The following is a 23,091-nucleotide window of genomic DNA, read 5'->3' on the forward strand; positions in this document are numbered from 1 at the left end:
GCCCGGCCGCCCGGCGGTCCCGGCGGCCGTCCCCCTGACGGGCCTGCCGCGCCGGCGGCCATCAGGAGCCGCCTGCCGTTCCGGCGCCCCCCAGGGCGGCGGTGCGCGCGCCGGCCAGGGGGACGGGCCGCGGCTCGCCGTGGACGTAGCGCCCGAGTGCCGTGAGCGGGAACACCAGGCGGTACAGGTGGTAGTTGATGGAGAAGTCCCAGGGGAAGCCGGTGCCGGTGAAGTACGGCTCGTCCCAGGTGCCGTCGGGCCGCTGGGTGCCCACGAGGTAGCCGATGCCCCGCTCGACCGCCGCGCCGTCCCGCTCCCCCGCCGCCAGCAGGGCCAGCAGCGCCCAGGCGGTCTGGGAGGCGGTGGAGGCGCCCTTGCCGGCCCACGAGCGGTCCTGGTAGGAGCGCTGGTCCTCGCCCCAGCCGCCGTCGGGGTTCTGTACGGACTCCAGCCAGGCCACGGCGCGCCGGATCGCCGGGTGGGAGCCGGGCAGCCCGGCCGCGGTGAGCGCGGGGACCACCGAGCCGGTCCCGTAGACGTAGTTGGTGCCCCAGCGGCCGAACCAGGGGCCGTCCGGCTCCTGTTCGGACAGCAGCCAGGCGATGCCCCGGCGGGTCCGGGGGTCGCCGGCCCGGCCCTCGCCGGCGAGCATCTCCACCACGTGCGCCGTGACGTCGGCCGACGGCGGGTCGACGACCTCGCCGAAGTCGCAGAAGGGCAGCAGGTTGGGGAAGGGGCTGGTGTTGTCGGCGTCGAAGGCGGCCCACGCCCCGTTGCGGGACTGCATGCCCATGCTCCAGGACACCCCGCGGGCCACGGCCCCCTCCAGCCGTGCCGGGTCGGGGTGGCGGACCCGGCGCAGGGCGAGCACGACCTCGGCGGTGTCGTCGATGTCGGGGTAGTTGTCGTTGTGGAACTCGAACGCCCAGCCTCCGGGGGCGAGTTGCGGGCGGCGCACCGCCCAGTCCCCGCGCCGGACGACCTCCTCGCCGAGCATCCAGTCGGCGGCCCGCACCAGCGCGGGGTGGTCGGCGGACAGACCGGCGTCGGCGAGGGCGATCACGGCCAGGCAGGTGTCCCACACCGGGGACTGGCAGGCCTCGACCATCCGGGCGCCGTCCGCGCGCCACACCGTGAACCGGTCCAGCGACTCCAACCCGGCGCGCATCACGGGATGTTCGAGGTCGTAGCCGAGCAGGTGCAGGGCGATGACCGAGTACACGGCGGGCGGCTGGATGCCGCCCCAGCAGCCGTCGTTCTCCTGGCGCTCGACGATCCAGCGGGCGGCGGTGTTCATGGCGGCCTTGCGCAGCCGGCGCGGTGCCACCTTGCGGTAGAGGTGCAGCCCCTTGTCCATCCGCTGGAAGGCCCCCTGCCAACTGAGCGCCGGTGCCAGGGGTTTGGTGCGGTAGGGGTTGCGGGCGTCGGTGTGCAGCTCGTCCAGGGCGAAGGGACCGGGCCGCACCGGGCGGTGGGCGGAGACCACGGTCAGCGGCACGATGGTCTGGCGGGCCCAGCAGCCGAAGTCGTAGATGTTCAGCGGCACCCAGGACGGCAGGAAGACCAGCTCCGGCGGCAGTTCGGGCAGGTGGTCCCAGCTCCACCAGCCGAACAGGGCCAGCCAGATCCGGGTGAAGACCCGGGCGGCGGCGATCCCGCCGTGGGCCCGGATCCAGGCGGAGGCGCGGGCCATGTGCGGGGCGTCGGGGGCGTCCCCGGCCAACCGCAGGGCGACGTACGCCTCGACGGTGGCGGAAAGGTCGGGCGGTCCGCCGTGGAAGGTGGCCCAGGTGCCGTCCTCGCGCTGCTCGCCGCGGATGAACAGCGCGGCGGCGTACGTGGTGGCCTCGTCGCGGATGCCGAGGAACTGGCGCAGCAGGAGGTCCTCGGCGTCCATGGTGACGTTGGTCTCCAGGTCGCCCTTCCACCAGCCCTCGGCGTCCTGGAGGGCCAGCAGGTGCTCCCGCGCCCGCGCGGCGGCCTCCTCGGCGGCCGCCGCCACCGGGCCGCGCTCGCCGCCGCTCGCGTTTCCCACGCCGGGGCCGCAGGCCTCGCCGCCGTCGGTCGTCGCTGTCATGGCTTCCCCTTCGTGCAGTCGATACCTCATACCTCTGCTGTGCTGGGGTCTGCCGTCGGCCGGGCCGCCGCTCGCGTCAGCGTGCGGCGGCCCGGGCCGGCGACTCGCGCGTCATATCCACCGGCGCGTGCGGGCGGCGGCGGTCACTTCTTGCGGACGACGACGAAGTCGGCGAGGGCGACCAGCGCCTCGCGCACCCGCTGGGGCATCTCCACCTCGTCGAGCGCCTTCACGGCGACGGCGTGCTGGCGGCGGGCCTCGTCGGCGGTCCACCGGCGGCCGCCGGCCTCCTCGATGAGGGCGGCGCGGTGGGCGAACTCGGCCTCCGAGAAGTTCTCGAAGTCGCTGCTCTTGGCGTCCTCGGCGAGCAGCTTCGCGAGCTCCTCGGAGGCGGGGCCGCCGGCGGCGAGGGCGGCGACCACCGGCAGGGACTTCTTGCGCTGGCGCAGGTCGCTCCAGGTCTGCTTGCCGGTGGACTCCGGGTCGCCCCAGATGCCGAGCAGGTCGTCGACGGCCTGGAAGGCGAGGCCCAGGTGGTAGCCGTACTCCTCCAGCTTGTCGGCGGTGCGGTCGTCGGCGCCGCCGAGGACGGCGCCGATGGAGACGGCGCAGGCCAGCAGCGCGCCGGTCTTGTTGCCCTCCATCTCCAGGCACTCCTCGACGCTGACGCGCTCGCGGTGCTCGTAGGAGATGTCCTGGGCCTGGCCGTCGATGAGCTTGCGGGTGGCGGTCGTCAGGCGGCGCGTGGCGCGGCCGGCCTCGACGGTGCCGAGCTCCAGCAGGATCTCGTTGGCCAGCGCGAACAGCGCGTCGCCGACGAGGATGGCCTGGGCCGGGCCGTGCACCTTCCACACGGTGTCCCGGTGCCGGCGCTGTTCGTCGCCGTCCATCAGGTCGTCGTGCAGCAGCGAGAAGTTGTGCACGAGCTCCACCGCGACCGCGCCGGGGATGCCGACCTCGGCGGGGACGCCGGCCGCCTCGGCGGAGAGCAGGGCCAGCGCGGGACGGACGGCCTTGCCGCCGTCACCGTCGGCGGGGTGGCCCTGGGCGTCGATCCAGCCGAAGTGGTAGGCGGCGACGGTGTCCATGGGCGGTGCGAGCCGGTCGACGGCGGCGCGGAGCACGGGGGTCGAGAGCGTACGGCCGCGTTCCAGGAGCGCGAGCGTGTCCGCCACCTCGGCACCTCCCTTGCGCGCCGCGTCCTCGGCAGCCGGATTCCCCGGGTTCACTGGCTCTCCTCTGGTTCCTGTGCGTGCTGTGGTGGTGCTGGTGATGGTCATGCCGCCTCCTGAAGCGGGTTCTCGCGGTGGCGGCCGAGCGCGGCGAGGGCGGCGTGTGCCGCGCCGACGCCGCTGCGGACGGCGCTCTCCATGGTCGCGGGCCAGCCGGTGGCGGTCCACGCACCGGCCAGGTAGAGCCCGGGCGCATCGGTACGGGGCCCCGGGCGGAGCCGGCCGACGCCGGGGGTGGGGGCGAACGTGGCGGTCCGCTCCCGGGTGACGAAGAAGTCGCGGACCTTGGCCCCGCGCGCGGCGGGCAGCAGCCGCTCCAGCTCGGGCAGGTACTTGGCGCGCAGTACGGGGACCGGCTCGTCGATGTCGTCCTGCGCGGCGGACTGGGACAGCGCCAGGTACTGGCCGCCGTCGGTGAGCCCGGAGGCGTCGGTGCGGTCGAACACCCACTGCACGGGGGTGCCGAGCGCGGCGAAGAAGGGCCGGCGGAGCACCTTGCGGTCGTAGACGACGTGGACGTTGAGGATGGGCGCGGTGCCGATGTCGAGGAGCTTGTCGGGGTCGGCGAGGGCGCCGTGCGGCAGGAGCCCGTGGGCCTCGCGCTGCGGTACGGCGAGGACCACGGTGCCGGCGGTGAGCCGGTCGTCCTCGGTGTCGACGCGCCAGCCGGTCCCGGTGCCGCGGGAGAGGGCGGTGACCCGGCTGCGCAGCCGTACGTCCACCCCCGCGGCGTCGAGTGCCTTGCGGGCGAGGGTGTGGTGGAGGTCGCCGAGCGGGACCTTGGCCCAGCCGATGTCGGCGGCGCCGGGCTCGGAGAGCAGTCCGGTCTTGAAGACCATGGCGGCCAGGCCCAAGGAGGACTGGTCGGCGGTGGCGTTGAGGGTGGCGATGCCGACGAGGTCCCACAGGGCCTCGACGGTGCGGTCGGACTGGCCGTAGCGGGCCAGCCAGGTCGCGAAGTCCAGCCCGTCGAGCGCCGGGTCGGCCGGGTCGAGCTTGCGCAGCGCGAGCGCGGCGCGCCCGACGCAGGCGCGTTCGGCCGGCGACAGGTGCGGGTAGCGGGCCAGGGAGCCCACCAGGTGCAGCGGTACCGGCAGGGCGGTGCGGCGCAGCCGGCCCAGGCGCGGTCCGGCGGGGTGGGCGACGTCCAGGACGGGTACGTCGAGCCGGTCCTGGAGCGGGGCGAGGGCCGCGCCGTCGATCCGGTCGAGGAACCACCGGTAGGCGGTGCAGCAGCGCAGGTAGACGTGCTGTCCGTTGTCGACGGTCAGGTCGCCGCGCTTGAAGGAGAACGCCAACCCGCCCAGCCGCGGGCGGCCTTCGAGCAGGGTGACCTTCAGGCCGGCGTCGGCGAGTTCGAGGGCGCTGGTGACGCCGGCGAGTCCGCCACCGACGACGACGGCACGGGTGGGTGTGCTCACAGGCTCCGCCTCCTCGTGCTCTGGCGTGAGATGGTGCGCGCGTCCAGTCCGGACAGGCCGCGCACGGCGACGTAGGCCTTCTCGCGGACCGGCAGGGACACGCGGCCGCGCAGGACGGCCTCGGGCTCGCGCTCGATGCGGTCCAGCAGCCGCCGGTAGATGCCCGCCATGGCGGCGACGCAGGCGCCGCTGCGCCGGTCGAGCATGGGCAGCAGCCGGTAGCCCTCGACGAACAGGGCGCGGGCGCGCCGGACTTCGTGGTGGACGAGCCCGGCGAAGTCGGCCCCGGGCGGGACCCGGTCGCCGTGGAAGCCTTCGCCGCAGCCGAACTTGGCGAGGTCCTCGGCCGGCAGGTAGGTGCGGCCGTTGGCGGCGTCCTCGCGTACGTCGCGCAGGATGTTGGTCAGTTGCAGGGCGAGGCCGAGCGTGTCGGCGTACTCGGGGGCGCGTTCGGCGTCGCGCGCCGACAGGCCCGCGGTCCGCACGGTGCCGAACACGCCGAGGGAGAGCCGGCCGATGGCGCCGGCGACGCACCGGCAGTAGACCTTCAGGTCGTCCCAGGTCTCGTAGGTGGCGCCGCGGACGTCCATGAGGACCCCGTCGATCAGCTCGTCGAGCCCTTCGAGGGGGATCGGGAAGCGCCGCGCGGCGTGGGTGAGGGCGACGGCGACGGGGTCGGTGTCGTCCTCCTCGATCTCGCCGGCCCGGATCCGGCCGAGCAGGGCGCGGGTCTCCTCCAGCCGGGCGAGCTTGGCCGCGGGGGCGAGCGTGCCGTCGCCGATGTCGTCGACGCGCCGGGAGAAGGCGTACAGCGCGGACATGGCCTGGCGCTTGTCGGTGGGCAGCAGCCGGATGCCGTAGGCGAAGTTGCGCGCCTGGGCACCGGTGACGGCCTCGCAGTAGCTGTAGGCGGCGAGTACCGGTGCGGACGCGGACGCGTGGTGAAGGCCCTCCACGGTCGGGCTCACCCCTTTCTCGGCGTTGGGCGCAGAACGGCGGCCACCTCGCGGAGCAGGCCGGTCCTGGTGGGCTTGGGCGGTCCGGGGGCGACGTCGAACCCGGCGGCCGTGATCGCTCTCAGGGCGGCGTGCCCTCCTCCCACGAATCCCGCGAGGAGCAGTCGGAGCCTGCCGTGGACGCTGGCCACGAGCGGGGTGCCCGCCTCCAGCAGCGCGCGGGCGCGGTCGGCCTCGAAGGCGACCAGCGCGCGCACCGACGCACCGGCGCTCGGGGCTTCGAGGTCGGCCTCGGTGACGTGGAAACGGCGCATGTCCTCGGCCGGGAGGTAGATCCGGTCGCGGCCGAGGTCCTCGGTGACGTCCTGGAGGTGTTCGACGATCTGCAGGGCGGTGCAGATCATGTCGGAGCGGCGGATCCGCTCGGGGGTGCTGGTGCCGGTGATCGACAGCACGAGCCGGCCGACCGGGTTGGCGGACAGCTCGCAGTAGGCGAGCAGGTCCTCGTACGTCGCGTAGCGGGAGACGTGCTGGTCCTGCCGGTTGGCCGCGATCAGGTCGAGGAACGGCTCGGGGGTCAGCGCGTGCCGGTGGACGACGGGCCGCAGGGCGCGCAGCAGGGGGTGGCGGGGGCTGCCGTCGAAGACGCGCCGCAGGTCGGCCTCGAACGCGTCGAGCAGCGCGAGGCGGTCGCCGGCCCGCTCCGGCGGCACGCCGAGGTGGGCGGCGTCGTGGCCGCCGGGGGCGAGGTCGCCGTCGCCGATGTCGTCGACCAGGCGGGCGTACCCGTAGACGGCCATCAGGTCGTCGCGCCAGGCGCGGGGCAGGAAGGCGGGGGCCACGGGGAAGTTCTCGGAAGTGGCCTTGTCGAGGGTGGCGCGCGTGGGGGCGTCGGACCGGGTGCCGGGCCCGGGGGTCACCGCCCGCCGCCCGGGGCGGGGACGGCCGGTCCGCCTGGGGGCCGGAGGTTTCCCGTAGCCATTGCCGTCACATCTCCCGTTCTACACTGCCGACCCAATACATCCCATTTCGGACACGCCGCCGGAGTTTCGTCCGCAGATGGCGCGATTGAGGACCGGTCCAGCTTACGTTGTACAACGCCGACGGCCCCGACCGGGTGTACACCTCGTGACGGGATGTCGCGTGCCGCACGCGTTCGACTTCCGCCCCGGGCGCACGGCGAGGCCCCCGCCGCGGGGCTTCGCGGGCGGGGGCCTGCGCGGGCCGGGGGTCAGTGGCCGCCGGTCTCCTTCTCGTAGGCCGAGACGACCTCCTCGGTCGGCCCGTCCATCAGCAGTTCGCCCTTCTCCAGCCACAGCACCCGGTCGCAGGTGTCGCGGATCGAGCTGTTGCTGTGGCTGACCAGGAAGACGGTGCCGGCCTTCTTGCGCAGCTCGCGGATCCGCTCCTCGGAGCGGATCTGGAACTTGCGGTCACCGGTGGCCAGGGCCTCGTCGATCATCAGCACGTCGTGGTCCTTGGCCGCCGCGATCGAGAACCGCAGGCGGGCGGCCATGCCGGAGGAGTACGTGCGCATGGGCAGGGAGATGAAGTCCCCCTTCTCGTTGATGCCGGAGAAGTCGACGATGTCCTGGTAGCGCTCGCGGATCTGCTCGCGGGACATGCCCATGGCGAGGCCGCCGAGCATCACGTTGCGCTCGCCGGTCAGGTCGTTCATCAGCGCCGCGTTGACGCCCAGCAGCGAGGGCTGGCCGTCGGTGTAGACCTTGCCGGACTCGCAGGGCAGCAGGCCGGCGATGGCGCGCAGCAGGGTGGACTTGCCGGAGCCGTTGGAGCCGATGAGGCCGATGGCCTCGCCGCGGTAGGCGGTGAAGGACACGCCGCGCACGGCGTGCACCCGGCGCACGCCCGGGGCGTCGCCCTTGCGTCGGATTATCTTGCTCAGCGCGGCGGTGGCGCTGCCCTTGCCGCCGCCCCCGGCGTTCACGCGGTAGACGATGTGGACGTCGTCCGCGATGACGGTGGGGACGCGCCCCTCGGTGTTGTCAGCCACGGCCGTAACGCTCCTCAGCCTTCCAGAAGTACACGAAACCGCCGAGGCCGATCACCACGGCCCAGCCCACGGCGAAGGCCCACACGTGCGGGGGCAGGTTGGAGGCCGCGTAGTCGTCGATGAGCGCGAAGCGGATCAGGTCCATGTAGATGGCCACCGGGTTCCACAGCAGTACGTCGCTGATCCAGGCCGGCTGGTCCTTGAGGTAGGCCGCGATCGGGAACATCACGCCCGAGGCGTACATCCAGGTGCGCATCACGAACGGCATCAGCTGGGCCAGGTCCGGGGTCTTGGACCCGAGCCGGGCGAAGATCATCGCCAGGCCCGTGTTGAACACGAACTGCAGCGCCAGGGTCGGGATCACCAGCAGCCAGGACAGCTTGGGGTAGTTGCCGAAGCTGACGGCGATGATGAACACGACCACCATCGAGTACAGCAGCTGCTGGAGCTGCTGCAGCGAGAACGAGATCGGCAGCGAGGCCCGGGGGAAGTGCAGCGCCCGCACCAGGCCCAGGTTGCCGGAGATCGCCCGGACGCCCGCCATCAGCGAGCTCTGGGTGAAGGTGAAGACGAAGATGCCCATCATCAGGAAGGGCACGTAGACGCCCTCGGGCATCTCCCGGCCCGCGCCGAGGATCAGGCCGAAGATCAGCCAGTAGACCACCGCGTTGAGCAGCGGGGTCGCCACCTGCCACACCTGGCCGAGCTTGGCCTGGCTGTACTGGGCGACCAGCTTGGCCCGGGAGAAGGCCAGGATGAAGTGGCGCCGGCCCCACAGCTGCCGCACGTACTCGGGAAGGCTGGGCCGGGCACCGCTGACCGACAGGCCGTACTTCTTGGCGAGCTCCGCGGGGCTCAGGCCCTCGTCGGCGGACGGCGGCTTGCTCGTGGCGAGGGCGCCGTCGTGGGTTGTGTCACTCACAAGAGAAACTTTCGTCTTCAAGATGCGGCAGGAGAGGGCCGGAGCCCACGGTCTCGGGCGCTGGACCCGCGGGGCGCCGGACGACCGACGCCCATGGTCCCAGACGTGAGCTTGTCAGATCACGGGCGGCCGGCCCAGCCGGGTCAGCCGCCACACGGTCCGCCACCTCATGGGGCGCCGGGGACCGCACGGGGTGGTCCAGCCCTCCTTGAACCCGCCGAACCAGGCCTTCAGCGCGGGCGCCGAGGGCTTGCGCAGCAGGGTCAGCAGCAGCCAGACCCCCACGTAGACCGGGACCAGCGGGGCCGGCAGGTTCCGGCGGGCCAGCCAGACCCGGTTGCGGGCCACCATACGGTGGTAGACCGCGTGCCGGGAGGGGGCCGTGGTCGGGTGCAGCAGGACCATGTCCGCCCGGTAGTCGATCAGCCACCCGGCGTCGAGCGCGCGCCAGGCCAGGTCGGTCTCCTCGTGGGCGTAGAAGAACTCCGCCGGCAGCGCGCCCACCTCCTCGAAGACCTTGGTCCGTACGGCGTTGGCGCCGCCGAGGAAGGTGGTCACGCGGGAGGAGCGCAGCGGGTCCGAGGCCCGCAGCCGCGGCACGTGCCGGCGCTGGGTGGCGCCGGTGTCCGGGTCGGCGATGCGGAAGCTGATGATGCCCAGGTGCGGGTCCTCGGCGAAGGCCCGCCGGCACAGCTCGGCGGTGTCGGTGCGCTCCAGCAGTCCGTCGTCGTCGAGGAAGAGCAGCACGTCGACGTCGCGGCCGGCCGGGCCGAAGGCCTCGATGCCGACGTTGCGCCCGCCGGGGATCCCGAGGTTCTCCGGCAGCTCGACGGTGCGCACGCCCGGCGCCGGGTCGACCAGTCCGGTCAGCTCGACGCCCTGGCCGACGACGACCACCTCGACCGGGTCGCCCTCCTGGCGGGCGACGGAGTCCAGGAGCGCCTTGAGCTCCTCGGGCCGGTTGCCCATGGTGATGATCACGGCGCCGACGCGCAGCGGGGCACTCATCGCAGCCTGCTGGAGGCGAGGACGGAGACCAGGTGCAGCACGGTCTGGAGCAGGGCGATGCCCGCCAGGACCGCGACGCCCAGCCGCGAGAAGTACAGGTCGCCGCGGATCTGGTCGGCCACGGCCAGCACCAGGATCAGCAGGGACGCCTCGATGCCGAGGATCAGCCGGTGGAACTTCAGCGCGGCCGCCGCCCGGCGGGCCAGCGCCATGCCGGAGGAGCGGGGCTCGGCGGCGGCCTCCTTGACCGGGGGCAGTCCGCCCTGGTGGCGGGCGACGCCGACGAGGTCGGTCTCGGCCTTGATCAGGATGGCGCCGAGCGCGGCGAGGGTACCGAGGAAGGCCCACAGCCAGTCGATCCGGCCGCCGCCCCACAGGTCGGCGGCGCGCAGGCCGAAGCCGACCAGGACGGCCGCGTCGCACAGGTAGGCGCCGACCCGGTCCAGGTACACGCCGGACAGCGAGAACTGCTGCTTGTACCGGGCGACCTCGCCGTCGACGCAGTCCAGCAGCAGGTAGAGCTGGACGGCGACCACGCCGAGGACGGCGCCCCACACGCCCGGCACCAGCAGCGCCGGGGCGGCCAGGACACCGCAGAGGGTCATCACGTAGGTCAGCTGGTTCGGCGTGACCTTGGTGGTGACCAGGAGGCGGGTGATGCGCAGGGAGATCTCGCGCATGTAGAGGCGACCGCCCCAGTGCTCGCCACTGCGCCGGTCCTTGACGCCCGCCGGGTGCACGACGGGCCGGAGTTCAGCTACGGATGGTCTGGGCATAGTCGGCGTAGGCGTCCCTGATCTCGGCTGCGGACAGGTTGAGGTGCTCCAGGATCGTGAACCGTCCCGGGCGGGTCTGGGGGGCGTACTCGACGGCCGCGACGAACTCGTCGGTGCTGAACCCGATCTCCTCGGGCCGCACGGGCAGGCCGTGCCGGCGCAGTACGTCGGCGAAGAGCCCGGCCTGCTCGGTCGCGCCCCGCAGGTACATGGCGAAGGCGGCGCCGAGGCCGACCTGTTCGCCGTGGAGGGCGCAGCGGCCGGGGTGGAGCAGGTCGAAGGCGTGGCTGATCTCGTGGCAGGCGCCGGAGGCCGGGCGGGTGTCCCCGCTGATGGACATGGCGATGCCGGTGAGCACCAGGGCCTCGGCGAGCACGGTGAGGAACTCGTCGTCGCCGCAGCCGCCGGGGTGGCGCAGCACGGACTCGCCGGCGGTGCGGGCCATGGCGGCGGCCAGGCCGTCCACGGCCTCGCCGGTGACCTCGTGCGAGAGCTCCCAGTCGGCGATGGCCGAGATGTTGGAGAGCGCGTCGCCGATGCCGGAGCGGACGAACCGGACCGGCGCGTCCCGGATCACGTCGAGGTCGATGACCATGGCGATGGGCGTCGGGACGCCGTAGGAGCCGCGGCCGTTGTCGTTGTCGAGGGTCGCCACCGGCGAGCAGATGCCGTCGTGGGCGAGGTTGGTGGCGACGGCCACCATGGGCAGGCCGACCCGCGCCGCGGCGTACTTCGCCACGTCGATGATCTTCCCGCCGCCCAGGCCCACCACGGCGTCGTAGCGCCGTCCCTTTATGTCGTCGGCGAGCTTGACCGCGGAGTCGATCGTGCCGTCGACCACCGGGTACCAGTCGGCGTGCGGCAGGACGGGCTCCAGCTTCGCGCGCAGCGTCTGGCCGGAGCCGCCGCTGATCGCGATCGCCAGCTTGCCGGACGCCGAGATCCGCTGGTCGGCGAGCACACCGGCCAGGTCGTCCATGGCGCCGCGGGAGATGTCGACGACGACGGGGGAGGGGATGAGCCTCGTCAGTACTGGCATGCGATCGTCCGGCCCTTGGCGAGGTCGTCGTGGTTGTCGATCTCGACCCACTGGACGTCGCCGATGGGGGCCACGTCGACGGTGAAGCCGCGGTTCACCAGCTCCTGGTAGCCGTCCTCGTAGTACAGGTCGGGGTCGCGCTCGAAGGTGGTCCGCAGAGCGTCCGCCAGCTCCTCGGCGGCCTCGGCCTCGATGAGGGTGACACCGATGTACTCGCCGGTGGCCTCGGCCGGGTCCATCAGCTTGGTGATCTTCTGGACGCCCTTGCCGTCGGCCACCACGACCTTCATCTCCTCGTCGGCCAGCTGCTTGACCGTGTCGAGGGCGAGGATGATCTTCTGGCCGTTGCCGCGGGCCGCGAGCAGGGTCTGCTCGACGGAGACCGGGTGGACGGTGTCGCCGTTGGCGAGGATCACACCCTTCTTCAGCACCTCACGCGCGCACCACAGGGAGTAGGCGTTGTTCCACTCCTCGGCCTTGTCGTTGTCGATCAGGGTGAGCGTGACGCCGTACTTGGCCTCCAGGGCCTCCTTGCGGGCGTAGACGGCCTCCTTGCGGTAGCCGACGACGACCGCGACCTCGGTCAGGCCCACCCGCGCGAAGTTGCCCAGGGTCAGGTCGAGAACCGTCAGGCTCTCCTCGTCCCCCTCGGGGCCGACGGGCACCAGGGCCTTCGGCAGCGTGTCGGTGTAGGGACGCAGGCGGCGTCCGGCACCGGCGGCGAGGACAAGGCCGATCATGCTGGTTCTCCTTCGTCGTGTACGGCGGGTGCTCCGGAGGAGACCCAGAAGCGGATGCTCTCCACGAGCACCACGACCGCCACGAACCCGGCCAGGGCCGTGAGCGCGACGGGGAAGTCCGGGCGCGCGAGGACGGCCGCCAGCACCGTGATCACCAGGACCCGGCCCTCGTGCCCGCCGATCGTCCGCACCAGCCAGTGCGGGGGCGCGCCGGTGCCACCGCGGATGCGGTACACCGTGTCGTAGTGATGGTAGGCGACCGCCGCGACCAGCCCGAACGCCGCGGGCAGGGCCCCGGGCACGTCCGCCTCGGCCGCCAGCGCCAGCACGGTGACGTACTCGGCGGCCCGCAGCAGCGGCGGGATCAGCCAGTCCAGGGCGCCCTTGAGCGGGCGGGCGACGGCCTCGCCGGAGGTGACGGCGTACAGCAGCGCGGCGCCGATCAGGGTCGGGTCCCCGAAGGGGCGGGTCAGGGCCAGGCCCACCAGGACGGCGGCGCCGGCGGCGGCCACCCACACGGCGGCCGCGGACGGCTTGTCCCGCTTCAGCAGCCGGCGCGGCAGCTCGGCGAGCGGGCCCGAGTCGGTGAGGTCGTAGAGCGCCTGGGCGGCGCGGTCGGTCCTGCGCGCCTTGCGCGTCACCGAGCGGAGCACCCGGCCCGCGGTGGTGTACAGGGCCCCGAAGGCGCAGCCGATCAGCAGGGCGTAGAAGACGACGCGGGGGGTGGTCGCGGCGGTCAGGACCGCGATCATCGCCCAGCGCTCACCGATGGGGAGGATGATCATCCGCCGGACCCAGACGGTCCAGCCGACGCTGTCGAGGCGGTCGGAGAGGGCCGCGGTGGGGCTGGTGTTGGCCGTGGCGTCGTGGTTCGCCTCGTTGAAGGCGAAGTCCACGACGTGGCGGCAGGTCATCAGCACCATCGCGCCGAGCGCGAGCGCCCACACGTCGTCGCCGCTCCGGGCGGCGCCGAGGGCCAGGCCCGCGTAGAAGGAGTACTCCTTGGCCCGGTCGAAGGTGGCGTCCAGCCAGGCGCCCATCGTGGAGTACTGCAGCGAGTAGCGGGCGAGCTGCCCGTCGGTGCAGTCCAGGACGAAGGAGACGAGCAGCAGCACGCCCGCGGCGACGTAGCCCCAGCGCTCCCCGGTGGCGGCGCAGCCGGCGGCGACCAGGGCGGTGAGCAGCGAGGCGGTGGTGACCTGGTTCGGGGTCAGGCCGCGGCGCGCGCACCAGCGGGCGATGTAGCGCGAGTACGGGCTGATGAAGAAGGTGGTGAAGAACCCGTCGCGGGACTTCACGGCGGTGCGCAGCCGCACGGCCTCCTCGTCCACGGCGGCGACCGCCTCGGCGGCCTCGCGCCGCTGCCCGGGCGTCGCGGGCACGGCGGCCACGAGGGTGCCGAGCTCGGGGTGCTGGACGGGGGTCCCCGCCGCCTCCAGGGTGGCGGCGAGCCGGTCGGCGTACGGGGCCGCGTCGGAGGCGGCGGCGGGGGCCGTGCGGACGGCCTTGTCCAGGGCGCCGCGGGCGGCCGGCTGCACCGACAGCGCGCCGGTGACGGCGCACGCGTCGAACCGGGGGTCGGTCAGGGCCAGGCGCAGGGCGTGCACGTGCCCGACGAAGCCGCTGTCGACCACGGCCACCCGCTGGTCGGCCGGTACGGCGGCCAGGGCGGCGGCGGCGTCGGCGGGCTCGGGCACGGACCGGACCTCGAAGCCGAGGGAGCGCAGGTCGCCTTCCAGCGGTGATCCGGGAACCGGCGGGCCGGCGAGGATGACGGTCGGCAGACGGACTCACTCCTTGAAACGGGCGCCCCGTGGGGGCGGGCGGCACGTCGGCAGAGGCTATCGGATGAATGGAAGCGGGGGTTCACCACCCGTTTACGGCCCGACAAGCCGATGATCCCGGGCTCCGCGGCCCGGTCGCGATCATCGCGATCATCATGGGCGATCGTAGACACGTTCGACAAACGGCCCGGTGTTAGGGTGGCACGGAGTACGGACATGAGGAGGTGGGTCGATGACCGTCGTGACGTGCGCCGCCGCCCGCGGCGACGACGACCGAGCCGTCCCCGCCCCCCGGGCGTCCGGCCGGGTCTGACCACCGCCCTTCCGCGCTGATCGGCCCGTCGACCGGAGCCCCCGTTCCCAAGGGTTCACGTTGACCGACAACGATCTACACGCTTCCCCCTCCCCCGCCCGCCGCGCCTCCTGGCGGGCCCGGCCGGAGACCCCCGCCGACCAGGACGCCGTACGGGCCGTCAACCTGGCGGCCTTCGAGACCCCGCTGGAGGCGGACCTCGTCGACGCCCTGCGCGGGGACGACGCCTGGCTGCCCGGGCTGTCCTACGTGGCCGAGGGCCCGGACGGGGCCGTGGTGGCCCACGCCCTGCTCACCCGGTGCACGGTGGACGGGGTCCCGGCGCTGGCGCTCGCGCCGGTCGCCACCCACCCGCGCGTGCAGCGCTCCGGTGCCGGAAGTTCCGTCGTACGGGCGCTTCTGGCGGCCGCGGCCGAACGGGGCGAGTCCCTCGTCCTGGTGCTCGGACATCCCGGGTACTACCCGCGCTTCGGCTTCGTGCCGGCCTCGCGGTACGGGATCCGGGCGCCCTTCGAGGTGCCGGACGAGGCCATGATGGCGCTGGTCCTGGACGGTTCCGCGGCCGTTCCGGCGGGCACCGTCGGCTATCCGGCGCCGTTCGGCGTCTGACCTCGCTCCGCCCGGCCGGGCGGTCCGCCCTCCGCGCATATAGCACGCACGGAGGGCGGACATGCGTAGATCTCCGAAGTGGGGACAAGCCGCTTTTGTACGGCAGACTGAAGGCCGAAGTCCGAAGCGAAGGATGGTTATGCCGACCACACCAGCCACCGCCGCGAGCAGCGCGTCCAACGGCACCGGTACTCAGGAACCGATCATGCTCGAACTGGTCGACGAGTCCGGCAACACGATCGGCACCGCGGAGAAGCTCTCCGCTCATCAGGCTCCCGGCCAGTTGCACCGGGCCTTCTCCGTGTTCCTCTTCGACGAGCAGGGGCGGCTGCTGATCCAGCAGCGGGCGCTCGGCAAGTACCACTCCCCCGGTGTCTGGTCGAACACCTGCTGCGGGCACCCGTACCCCGGGGAGTCCCCCTTCGCCGCGGCGGCCCGGCGCACCCACGAGGAGCTGGGGCTGTCGCCCTCCCTCATGGCCGAGGCGGGGACCGTCCGCTACAACCACCCGGACCCCGATTCGGGGCTGGTCGAGCAGGAGTACAACCACCTGTTCGTGGGACTGGCGCAGGCGCGGCTGCGGCCCGATCCGGACGAGGTCGGCGACACGGCGTTCGTGACCCCGCAGGAGCTGGCGAAGCTGCACGCCGAGGCGCCGTTCTCGGCCTGGTTCATGACCGTGCTGGACGCGGCCCGGCCGGCGATCCGCGAGCTGACCGGGGAAGGCGCGGGCTGGTAGGCACGCCGCGCGGCCTCAGGGGGCCGGGTGGCCCACGGGGGCGGTGAGCGGCAGGGCCGCCCAGATCACCTTGCCCCCGGTGGAGGTGTGCTCCACGTCGCACACCCCGCCGGACTCCCGGGTGATCTCCCGCACCAGGAGCAGCCCCCGGCCGCCGGTCTGGCCGAAGTCCGCCTCCAGGGCCTTGGGGCGGTACGGGTGGTCGTCCTCGACGGCCACCCGTACCCAGTCCCGGCCGATGGCGACCTCTACCGCCACCTGGGGCGAGAGCAGGGCGGCGTGCCGTACCGAGTTGGTGACCAGCTCGGAGACGATCAGCAGCAGGGAGTGGACCACGTCCTGGTGCGCCGGGACGCCTTGGCGGCCCAGCAGGTCGCGGACCGCCCGGCGGGCCTGCGGAACGGATTCTTCTGTCGCGGGCGCGGTGAAGCGCCACACTCCCTCGTAGCTGAGGGGGGCTGTCGGGACGCTCGTCCCCTGGCCCTGTACCGGCGGGACGTTCCCGCTGACGTCCATGTCCCGGCCCCTGTCTTCACGCTCGATCGTCTCCACGTGTCAAGGGTGGGGAACCTGCTGGTCCGGACCGACGGACTGACCAGAAATCAGCGCCTATCGGACGCCTTTTGAACAGTGGCGTATGACAGCGTCAGATGTTGGACTGTTCCTGATCACCGGGCGGGCGCCGGTCCTGCCGGTCCGACTGCTCCGACCGGTCCGACCGGTCCGGACGGTCCGACCGGTCCGGGCGGTCCCCGACCATCCCCAGGAACCGGCGGGCGCCCGTGCCCAGCATCACCAGGCTGAGCCCGTCGAAGAGCAGCGCCAGCGAGAAGAACGTACCGAGCACGTACAGGCTGCTGCCCGGCCACTCGGCCAGGATCAGCACGCCCAGCAGGATGCCGAACGCGCCCTGGACCAGGGCCAGCCCGAAGTTCACGCCGCGTACGACCACGGCGCCGACCAGGCGGAACACCCCGCCGACCAGGAACAGCAGGGCCGCGAACATCGTGAGCGCCTCGGCGCTCGCCCCGGGCCGGCGCAGGACGACGAAACCGGCGGCGATGTTGAGGGCCGCGACGATGACGGCGAGCCAGAAGTAGTTGCCCTTGCGCGACTGCACGGCGTGCACCAGGCCCACGACGCCGCCGACCAGCAGCAGCCAGCCGAACAGGAACATCGTGGTGAGCGTGGCGACCCCGGTGTACACGAGGCCGACCAGCCCGGCCACCACGAGGACCAGCCCGAGCAGCACCAGCAGCCCGTAGCTGCGGCGGAGCTTGCGGCGGTCCTCGTCGGCGGGGGTACGGTCGTCTGCGCGCATGTGTGCGCCTCCTCCCAGCGCCCCCCGGACAGGTCCTTTGATCATAGGATTCGCGGCATGGACGCGCAGCTGATGCACTCCGTGACCGACGGGGTCGCCACCATCGTCATCTCCCACCCGGCCAAGCGGAACGCCATGACCGCCGCGATGTGGCGGGCGCTGCCCGGGCTGCTGGACGGCCTGGCGGCCGACCCGCAGGTGCGGGTGGTGGTGCTGACCGGGGCGGGTGCGACGTTCTGCGCCGGCGCCGACATCTCCTCGCTGACCGGCGACGAGGACCCCCAGCGCCTGGCGGTGGCCGCGGAGGAGGCGCTCGCCGCCTTCCCGAAGCCGACGCTGGCGGCCGTCCGGGGGTACTGCGTGGGCGGGGGCAGCCAGCTGGCTGCCGCGTGCGACCTGCGTTTCGCCGAGGAGGGGGCGTCCTTCGGGGTGACCCCGGCGAAGCTGGGCATCGTCTACCCGGCCTCCTCCACGCGCCGGCTGGCCTCGCTGATCGGGCCGGCGGCGGCCAAGTACCTGCTGTTCTCGGCGGAGCTCATCGACGCCGAGCGGGCCTTGCGGGTGGGGCTGGTGGACGAGCTGCTGCCGGCGGGCGCGCTGGCGGCGCGGGTGGAGGCGTTCACGCGGATCCTGACGGCCCGCTCGCAGCTGACGCAGGCGGCGGCGAAGGAGTTCGCGAACGGCCGGACCGACCGCGACGGCTACTGGTCGGAGCAGGCCCGCGGAAGCGGTGACACCGCCGAGGGGGTCACCGCCTTCCTGGAACGGCGGACGCCGCGGTTCGGCTGGACGGTCCCTACCGGAGGATGAAGCGGCTGCGGGCGCGCCACTCCTCGACCAGATCGGCCGGGGCCTTGTCCGGAGAGCCCGCGTCGTAGGGCGGCTGCGGGTCGTACTCGGTCAGCAGCTGCACCGACTGCGCCAGCCGGTCGCCGCCGATGCGGCCGAGGAGTGTGAGCCCCATGTCGATCCCGGAGGACACCCCGGCGGCGGTGACGTACTTCCCGTCGGTGACCACCCGCTCCCCCGTCGGCTCCGCCCCGTACGCCGGCAGCTGGTCCAGGGCCAGCCAGTGCGAGGTGGCGCGCCGGCCGCGCAGCAGACCGGCGGCGGCGAGCAGGAGGGAGCCGGTGCAGACGGAGGTGGTCCAGGCGGTTGACCGGTCGGCGGCCCGCAGCCAGCCGAGCAGGGCCTCGTTCTCCATCTGCTCGCTCTGGCCGGGGCCGCCGGGGACCAGGACGATGTCGGGCGCCGGGACGTCGGACAGCGCCTTGTCCGCCAGCAGCGCCAGCGAGCCGGAGTCGTTGCGGACGGGCCCGGGCCGTTCGGCCACGAAGACGGTCTCCGCCTCGGGGAGGCGGCCGAGGGTGTCGTACGGGCCGACGGCGTCCAGGTCCTCGTCGGCGACCAGCGTGAGCACGCCGTTCGTGCGGACGGGGGCGCCGCCGGGCGACGCGGTCCGGATCCGGTAGCCGGCCTGCGGCCCGCCGGCCGCACGCGTGGCTCCGGCGAACACCTCGACCGGCCCGGACACGTCCAGGCTCTGCACCCCGTCGTACAGCACGACGAGCACTTCTCCCGCTGGCATGGCTCCCATCCTCCGAGCCCCTCCCGGTGGCCGCAATGACGGGTCTCCCACCTTTCCTGCCATCCGGTCACCGCCGCGGGCGCCGCTAGGATCGGCGCATCATGACTGCAACCCTCGTCGCCAAGGACCTCGCCGCCGCGCACGGTGAGCGCACCCTCTTCGCCGGTCTCGACCTCGTCGTCGCCCCCGGCGACGTCATCGGCCTCGTCGGCGTGAACGGCGCCGGGAAGTCCACCCTGCTGCGCCTGCTGGCGGGCCTCGACACGCCCGAGACCGGGGAGCTGCGGCTGTCCCCGCCCGCCGCGACCGTGGGGCACCTGCCGCAGGAGCCCGAGCGGCGGGCCGGGGAGTCGGTGCGGGAGTTCCTGGCGCGCCGCACCGGCGTGGCCGCCGCGCAGGCGGCACTGGACGCGGCGACGCAGGGGCTGGTGGACGGCGCGCCCGGGGCGGACGACGCCTACGCGGCCGCGCTCGACCGGTGGCTCGGGCTCGGCGGCGCCGATCTCGACGACCGGGCCGAGGAGGTGGCCGCCGACCTGGGGCTGGAGGTCGGTCTCGACCTGCCGATGACCGCCCTGTCCGGCGGGCAGGCCGCCCGCGCGGGCCTGGCCTCGCTGCTGCTCTCCCGCTACGACGTCTTCCTGCTCGACGAGCCGACCAACGACCTCGACCTGGACGGGCTGGAGCGGCTGGAGTCCTTCGTCACGGGGCTGCGGGCCGGCACGGTCGTGATCAGCCACGACCGCGAGTTCCTCGCGCGCACGGTCACCAAGGTCCTCGAACTGGACCTGGCCCAGCAGCAGATCAACCTCTACGGCGGTGGCTACGAGGCGTACCTGGAGGAGCGGGCCACGGCCCGCCGGCACGCCCGCGAGGAGTACGAGGAGTACGCCGACAAGCGCTCGTCCCTGGAGTCGCGCGCCCTGATGCAGCGCAACTGGATGGACAAGGGCGTGCGCAACGCCCGCCGCAAGGCCGGCGACAACGACAAGATCAGCCGGAAGCTGCGGGGCGAGACGAGCGAGAAGCAGGCCGCCAAGGCGCGTCAGACGCAGCGCGCCATCGAACGGCTGGAGGTGGTGGAGGAGCCGCGCAAGGAGTGGGAGCTGCGCATGGAGATCGCGGCGGCCCCCCGCTCCGGTTCGGTGGTGGCCACGCTGCGCGAGGCGGTCGTCAAGCGCGGCGGGTTCACCTTCGGCCCGGCGTCGTTGCAGATCGACTGGGCGGACCGGGTGGCGATCACCGGGGCCAACGGGGCGGGCAAGTCCACGCTGCTGGCCGCCCTGTTGGGCCGGCTCCCGCTGGACTCCGGTGCGGCGGCGCTCGGTTCGGGGGTGCTCGTGGGCGAGGTGGACCAGGCCCGGGGGCTGTTCCTCGGCGAGGAGAGCCTGCTGGAGGCGTTCTGCGCGGCCGTGCCGGAGACCGAACCGGCCGACGTACGGACCCTGTTGGCGAAGTTCGGCCTGAAGGCGGCGCACGTGCTGCGGCCCGCCGCCACCCTCTCCCCCGGCGAGCGCACCCGCGCCGCCCTGGCCCTGCTGCAGGGCCGCGGGGTGAACCTGCTGGTGCTGGACGAGCCCACCAACCACCTGGACCTGCCGGCGATCGAGCAGCTGGAGTCCGCGCTGGAGTCGTACGAGGGGACGTTGCTGCTGGTCACGCACGACCGTCGGATGCTCGACGCGGTGCGCACCACCCGCCGGCTGGTGGTGGCGGGCGGGTCCGTCACCGAGGTGTGAGGGACCTGCCCGGCCGCCCTACCGGCCCTGCGGGGGGCGGCGCTTGCGGGCCATGCGTGCGGCGACGAGGGTGCGCGGGAGGTGGCGTACGGCGGTGGCGTACGCCTTGTAGCGCCAGCCGGTGATGCTGACCGGCCGGCGCCGGGCGAGGTCCTTCAGCGCCTGGGCGACCACCGCTTCCGGCTGGAGCCACACGCTCGCGCGCAGGGCGCTGACGTCCATGCCGGCCCGCTCCTGGAACTCGGTCCGGGTGAAGCCGGGCACCACCGCCAGCACCCGCACCCCGTACGGCGCGAGGTCCACGCGCAGGGACTCGCTGAAGGCGGTCACCCAGGCCTTGGCGGCGCCGTAGGTGCCGGTGGGCAGCAGGCCGGCCACGGACGAGACGTTGAGGACGGCGCCGCGGCGCCGCTCGCGCAGGCCCGGGACGACGGCGTGGGTGAGCCGGAGGGGGACCTTCACCAGCAGGTCCAGCATCCGCTCCTCGTCCTCGACCGCGTTGTACGGGAAGGGGGCGGGCAGGCCGAAGCCGGCGTTGTTGACCAGGACGTCCACCGGCCGCGCGGGGTCGGCGAGGCGGCGGGCGACGGTGTCGAGCCCGGCCGGGTCGAGCAGGTCGGCCGCCAACACCTCCGCGCGGACGCCGAATGCGCGGCCGAGCGCGTCGGCGGCGCGGATGAGGCGGTCCTCGTCGCGGGCGACGAGGACCAGGTCGCAGCCCTTGGCGGCGAACCCGCGCGCGAAGGCGGCGCCGAGGCCGGCGCTGGCCCCGGTGATCAGGACGGTGGTGCTCACGGGCGTTGTTCTCTTTCCGAGGGGGCGAAGGAGTCGGTCGTCGGCGAGGCGTAGGCCTGGGCGACGGCCACCAGGAACCTCTTCTCGTCCTCCAGCTCACCGCCCTGGGCGCCGACGGACACCGGTGCCGCGCTCTGCCCGGACTCCGGGCGCGGCAGGCCGTCCCGCCGGCTGCGCCGGGCCTCCTTCAGCACGCAGGCCAGGGCGGCGGCCTCGCGCCGGGGGCCGGGCACGCCCGCGTCGGCGACGTGGCCGCGGGCCCGCTCGGGGACGTCCGGGGCGACGTGCTCGCCGAGGACGAGGATGGCGTCGCGGGTCTCGATGACCTTGCGGTAGACCAGCAGGTTGCGCGGGACCGGCGGCCAGAGCAGCTCGACCAGGCGGGAGGAGCGCGGCCGGGTGAGGGCGACGTGCGGCACGCTCTGCACCAGGTCGCGCCACAGCGGCCACAGCTGCCAGGCGGTGGTGACGTCGGCGAGGGTGCGGCGCAGGGCGAAGAGGGTGGGCACGAGGATCGCGGCGGCGCGCAGCAGCCCGTGCAGGTTCATCATCAGCGGCAGGTACGGCAGGGCCCAGGTGCTGCCGGTCAGTGCCTTGAGCAGGTACGCCAGCCAGAACAGCCCGGCCAGCGCGGTGCCGAGGCCGAACAGCCGCAGCCCCAGGGCCAGGGCCCGGCTGTCGGACTGCCGGCTGTAGCGCCAGCAGACGTACACGCAGGTGGTGTTGGCGAGCAGGTGGGCCATGATCAGCACGAGCCAGTACGCGGCCGAGGGCACCGGGTCGCCCTGCTGCGGCATGGTGTGGGTGCCGTGCGCGGGGGCGGCCGCGTCCAGGGCGAGCAGGGTGGTCAGCAGCGCGACGGTGGTGACACCGGCGGCGAGGCGCAGGCGGCGGCCGTGGGTGGCGGCGGCGACGAAGTACAGGACGGCGCCGGCGGAGAGGACGCCGATCAGGTTGCGGACCAGGCCGACGGTGTGCGAGTGGGCCGGGTCGCGCATCGCCCAGGTCACGACGTCGGGCAGGTTGAGCGTCATGGCTGCGGCCGCGGTGGCGACGGCGAGGAGCAGTCCGCGCTGCTGGGGCAGGCGCCAGGCGGCGGGCAGCCGCAGCAGCACCGCGATCCACAGGCACACGACGCTGGGCAGGGCGAGTGCGTCGCCGAAGGCCCGGATCCCGGTGGGAGCCGGCGCGGCGGGCGGGGCGGCCGTGGTCCACACGGTGGTGGCCAGGGCGAGGGGCAGGTCAGGAGACACGGGTGCCCCGCGGGTGGTAGCCCATCGCGGACCCCAACTTGGCCAGGGTGCCCTGGGGTTCGGCGGCGGACGGCAGGCCGGCGCCGGTGCGGATCATGCTGGCCAGCATCTCCGCCTCCTGCTCCTGGCGGGTGGTGTAGTTGGTGCGGCCGAGGATGACGGGGGCGGCGCCGCCGGTCTCCTGGCCCTCCACGGAGTCGTGCCCGAAGAGGATGTGGCCCAGTTCGTGCAGCACTATGTGCTCGCGGTGCACGGGCGTGGTCTGGGCCTCGTAGAAGACGTAGTCGACGGTGGCCGTGCCCACCCACAGACCGCAGATCCCGGACTCGGCCGCCTCCTTGGGCAGGGGGTGCAGCCGGATGGGGCGGCCGCGGCGCTCGGCGACGCGCTCGCACAGCGCGTCCAGGGAGAACGGATGGGACAGATCCAGTTGGCCGAGAATGGCCTCACACCGTCTGCGCAGGCTGGGTGGCCGGAATGGCATGTGCTCTCTCTTCGGCCCCTCGCTCGGGCAGCGTGAATAGGCGTGGTCGGTCGGCGGCATGACGTCCCGGGGGTGAGCGGGTACGGGGGGGGTGGCCGTCCGCAGGGTCGGCGAACGGACGTTCCATCATGCCTACCCATCTTCTGCCGTTGCGGGCAAGGCGGGTTCCCTGGTGGGGGCCCTATTCGGCCATGCCCCGGCCGTCACGCGCGACCGGGGCACCGCCGTACGCCGGCGGCCGTCGGCCGCGGCCTCAGCGGCGGCCCCGCTCGGGGCCGGTG

At 73.5% G+C, this 23,091-nt stretch carries 21 protein-coding genes and 1 pseudogene; 4 read left to right on the plus strand and 18 right to left on the minus strand.

The window, feature by feature from the left end:
- Positions 1 to 61 precede the first annotated feature (61 nt).
- The 12 genes from shc to LG632_RS21285 all read right to left on the minus strand — a co-directional run bounded on the left by shc (position 62) and on the right by LG632_RS21285 (position 13,969).
- The gene (gene shc / locus LG632_RS21230) at positions 62 to 2,077 is read right to left on the minus strand and encodes a squalene--hopene cyclase (RefSeq protein ID WP_226728996.1); all 2,016 of its coding nucleotides are present in this window, start codon (positions 2,075 to 2,077) and stop codon (positions 62 to 64) included.
- A 143-nt stretch (positions 2,078 to 2,220) separates the two neighbouring features.
- The gene (locus LG632_RS21235) at positions 2,221 to 3,306 is read right to left on the minus strand and encodes a polyprenyl synthetase family protein (RefSeq protein WP_374203531.1); all 1,086 of its coding nucleotides are present in this window, start codon (positions 3,304 to 3,306) and stop codon (positions 2,221 to 2,223) included.
- Between the two features lie 47 nt (positions 3,307 to 3,353).
- Positions 3,354 to 4,730 (minus strand): hydroxysqualene dehydroxylase HpnE, encoded by a 1,377-nt coding sequence (hpnE, locus tag LG632_RS21240; RefSeq protein ID WP_226728998.1) that lies wholly within the window; start codon positions 4,728 to 4,730, stop codon positions 3,354 to 3,356.
- Entirely contained in the window at positions 4,727 to 5,698 is a 972-nt protein-coding gene (gene hpnD, locus LG632_RS21245) for a presqualene diphosphate synthase HpnD (RefSeq protein ID WP_374203532.1), read from the minus strand. The genes hpnE and hpnD overlap by 4 nt, the downstream gene beginning before the upstream one ends.
- Entirely contained in the window at positions 5,695 to 6,606 is a 912-nt protein-coding gene (gene hpnC, locus LG632_RS21250; RefSeq protein WP_226729000.1) for a squalene synthase HpnC, read from the minus strand. Before hpnC ends, hpnD begins: the two co-directional genes overlap by 4 nt.
- Positions 6,607 to 6,917: 311 nt before the next feature.
- Positions 6,918 to 7,700, minus strand: a complete 783-nt coding sequence (locus LG632_RS21255) for an ABC transporter ATP-binding protein (protein ID WP_226729001.1) — start codon at positions 7,698 to 7,700, stop codon at positions 6,918 to 6,920.
- Positions 7,693 to 8,622: an ABC transporter permease gene (locus LG632_RS21260; protein ID WP_226729002.1), complete on the minus strand. Its 930-nt coding sequence runs from the start codon at positions 8,620 to 8,622 to the stop codon at positions 7,693 to 7,695. Before LG632_RS21260 ends, LG632_RS21255 begins: the two co-directional genes overlap by 8 nt.
- Before the next feature lie 114 nt (positions 8,623 to 8,736).
- Positions 8,737 to 9,630: a glycosyltransferase family 2 protein gene (locus LG632_RS21265; protein ID WP_226729003.1), complete on the minus strand. Its 894-nt coding sequence runs from the start codon at positions 9,628 to 9,630 to the stop codon at positions 8,737 to 8,739.
- Entirely contained in the window at positions 9,627 to 10,406 is a 780-nt protein-coding gene (locus LG632_RS21270; protein ID WP_226729004.1) for a CDP-alcohol phosphatidyltransferase family protein, read from the minus strand. Before LG632_RS21270 ends, LG632_RS21265 begins: the two co-directional genes overlap by 4 nt.
- Positions 10,384 to 11,445: an iron-containing alcohol dehydrogenase family protein gene (locus tag LG632_RS21275; protein WP_226729005.1), complete on the minus strand. Its 1,062-nt coding sequence runs from the start codon at positions 11,443 to 11,445 to the stop codon at positions 10,384 to 10,386. Before LG632_RS21275 ends, LG632_RS21270 begins: the two co-directional genes overlap by 23 nt.
- Positions 11,433 to 12,185, minus strand: coding sequence for a phosphocholine cytidylyltransferase family protein (locus LG632_RS21280; RefSeq protein WP_226729006.1), 753 nt, complete (start codon positions 12,183 to 12,185; stop codon positions 11,433 to 11,435). The genes LG632_RS21275 and LG632_RS21280 overlap by 13 nt, the downstream gene beginning before the upstream one ends.
- Entirely contained in the window at positions 12,182 to 13,969 is a 1,788-nt protein-coding gene (locus LG632_RS21285) for a DUF5941 domain-containing protein (protein ID WP_226729015.1), read from the minus strand. Before LG632_RS21285 ends, LG632_RS21280 begins: the two co-directional genes overlap by 4 nt.
- A 424-nt stretch (positions 13,970 to 14,393) precedes the next feature.
- Between LG632_RS21285 and LG632_RS21290 the strand changes: the two are divergent.
- Positions 14,394 to 14,891, plus strand: a pseudogene (locus LG632_RS21290) (GNAT family N-acetyltransferase); the annotation flags it as partial.
- Positions 14,892 to 15,030: 139 nt separating this feature from the next.
- Positions 15,031 to 15,630, plus strand: a complete 600-nt coding sequence (gene idi / locus LG632_RS21295) for an isopentenyl-diphosphate Delta-isomerase (protein ID WP_226729007.1) — start codon at positions 15,031 to 15,033, stop codon at positions 15,628 to 15,630.
- A gap of 15 nt (positions 15,631 to 15,645) precedes the next feature.
- Here idi and LG632_RS21300 read toward each other — a convergent pair whose 3' ends face one another.
- Both LG632_RS21300 and LG632_RS21305 read right to left on the minus strand, forming a co-directional pair.
- On the minus strand, positions 15,646 to 16,146 hold the full coding sequence (locus LG632_RS21300) for an ATP-binding protein (RefSeq protein WP_226729016.1): 501 nt from the start codon (positions 16,144 to 16,146) through the stop codon (positions 15,646 to 15,648).
- 130 nt (positions 16,147 to 16,276) lie between these two features.
- Positions 16,277 to 16,951, minus strand: coding sequence for an HdeD family acid-resistance protein (locus LG632_RS21305; protein WP_226729008.1), 675 nt, complete (start codon positions 16,949 to 16,951; stop codon positions 16,277 to 16,279).
- A 57-nt stretch (positions 16,952 to 17,008) separates the two neighbouring features.
- On the opposite strand from LG632_RS21305, the gene LG632_RS21310 reads away from it, so the two are divergent.
- The gene (locus LG632_RS21310) at positions 17,009 to 17,761 is read left to right on the plus strand and encodes an enoyl-CoA hydratase/isomerase family protein (RefSeq protein WP_226729009.1); all 753 of its coding nucleotides are present in this window, start codon (positions 17,009 to 17,011) and stop codon (positions 17,759 to 17,761) included.
- On the opposite strand, the gene LG632_RS21315 is transcribed toward LG632_RS21310, so the two are convergent.
- Positions 17,748 to 18,539 carry a DJ-1/PfpI family protein gene (locus tag LG632_RS21315; protein WP_226729010.1) on the minus strand — a complete coding sequence of 264 codons (792 nt, stop codon included), beginning with the start codon at positions 18,537 to 18,539 and terminating at the stop codon, positions 17,748 to 17,750. The genes LG632_RS21310 and LG632_RS21315 overlap by 14 nt on opposite strands.
- Before the next feature lie 101 nt (positions 18,540 to 18,640).
- Between LG632_RS21315 and LG632_RS21320 the strand changes: the two genes are divergently transcribed.
- Positions 18,641 to 20,278 carry an ABC-F family ATP-binding cassette domain-containing protein gene (locus LG632_RS21320; RefSeq protein WP_226729011.1) on the plus strand — a complete coding sequence of 546 codons (1,638 nt, stop codon included), beginning with the start codon at positions 18,641 to 18,643 and terminating at the stop codon, positions 20,276 to 20,278.
- Between the two features lie 18 nt (positions 20,279 to 20,296).
- On the opposite strand, the gene LG632_RS21325 is transcribed toward LG632_RS21320, so the two are convergent.
- The 3 genes from LG632_RS21325 to LG632_RS21335 are packed head-to-tail and all read right to left on the minus strand — an operon-like array spanning position 20,297 to position 22,810.
- Entirely contained in the window at positions 20,297 to 21,073 is a 777-nt protein-coding gene (locus LG632_RS21325; protein ID WP_226729012.1) for an SDR family NAD(P)-dependent oxidoreductase, read from the minus strand.
- Positions 21,070 to 22,326 (minus strand): MAB_1171c family putative transporter, encoded by a 1,257-nt coding sequence (locus tag LG632_RS21330; RefSeq protein WP_226729013.1) that lies wholly within the window; start codon positions 22,324 to 22,326, stop codon positions 21,070 to 21,072. The genes LG632_RS21325 and LG632_RS21330 overlap by 4 nt, the downstream gene beginning before the upstream one ends.
- Positions 22,316 to 22,810: a hypothetical protein gene (locus LG632_RS21335; protein WP_226729014.1), complete on the minus strand. Its 495-nt coding sequence runs from the start codon at positions 22,808 to 22,810 to the stop codon at positions 22,316 to 22,318. Before LG632_RS21335 ends, LG632_RS21330 begins: the two co-directional genes overlap by 11 nt.
- Positions 22,811 to 23,091 lie beyond the last annotated feature (281 nt).

This window comes from Streptomyces antimicrobicus, from assembly GCF_020532625.1.
GTDB classification, from domain to species: Bacteria; Actinomycetota; Actinomycetes; order Streptomycetales; family Streptomycetaceae; genus Streptomyces; species Streptomyces antimicrobicus.

Excerpts from the sequence above, each read along its gene's own strand:
- shc (WP_226728996.1), bottom strand. The coding sequence starts at position 2,077 with ATGACAGCGACGACCGACGGCGGCGAGGCCTGCGGCCCCGGCGTGGGA.
- LG632_RS21265 (WP_226729003.1), bottom strand. The coding sequence starts at position 9,630 with ATGAGTGCCCCGCTGCGCGTCGGCGCCGTGATCATCACCATGGGCAAC.
- LG632_RS21270 (WP_226729004.1), bottom strand. The coding sequence starts at position 10,406 with ATGCCCAGACCATCCGTAGCTGAACTCCGGCCCGTCGTGCACCCGGCG.
- LG632_RS21275 (WP_226729005.1), bottom strand. The coding sequence starts at position 11,445 with ATGCCAGTACTGACGAGGCTCATCCCCTCCCCCGTCGTCGTCGACATC.
- LG632_RS21280 (WP_226729006.1), bottom strand. The coding sequence starts at position 12,185 with ATGATCGGCCTTGTCCTCGCCGCCGGTGCCGGACGCCGCCTGCGTCCC.
- idi (WP_226729007.1), top strand. The coding sequence starts at position 15,031 with ATGCCGACCACACCAGCCACCGCCGCGAGCAGCGCGTCCAACGGCACC.
- LG632_RS21300 (WP_226729016.1), bottom strand. The coding sequence starts at position 16,146 with ATGGACGTCAGCGGGAACGTCCCGCCGGTACAGGGCCAGGGGACGAGC.
- LG632_RS21305 (WP_226729008.1), bottom strand. The coding sequence starts at position 16,951 with ATGCGCGCAGACGACCGTACCCCCGCCGACGAGGACCGCCGCAAGCTC.
- LG632_RS21310 (WP_226729009.1), top strand. The coding sequence starts at position 17,009 with ATGGACGCGCAGCTGATGCACTCCGTGACCGACGGGGTCGCCACCATC.
- LG632_RS21315 (WP_226729010.1), bottom strand. The coding sequence starts at position 18,539 with ATGCCAGCGGGAGAAGTGCTCGTCGTGCTGTACGACGGGGTGCAGAGC.
- LG632_RS21320 (WP_226729011.1), top strand. The coding sequence starts at position 18,641 with ATGACTGCAACCCTCGTCGCCAAGGACCTCGCCGCCGCGCACGGTGAG.
- LG632_RS21335 (WP_226729014.1), bottom strand. The coding sequence starts at position 22,810 with ATGCCATTCCGGCCACCCAGCCTGCGCAGACGGTGTGAGGCCATTCTC.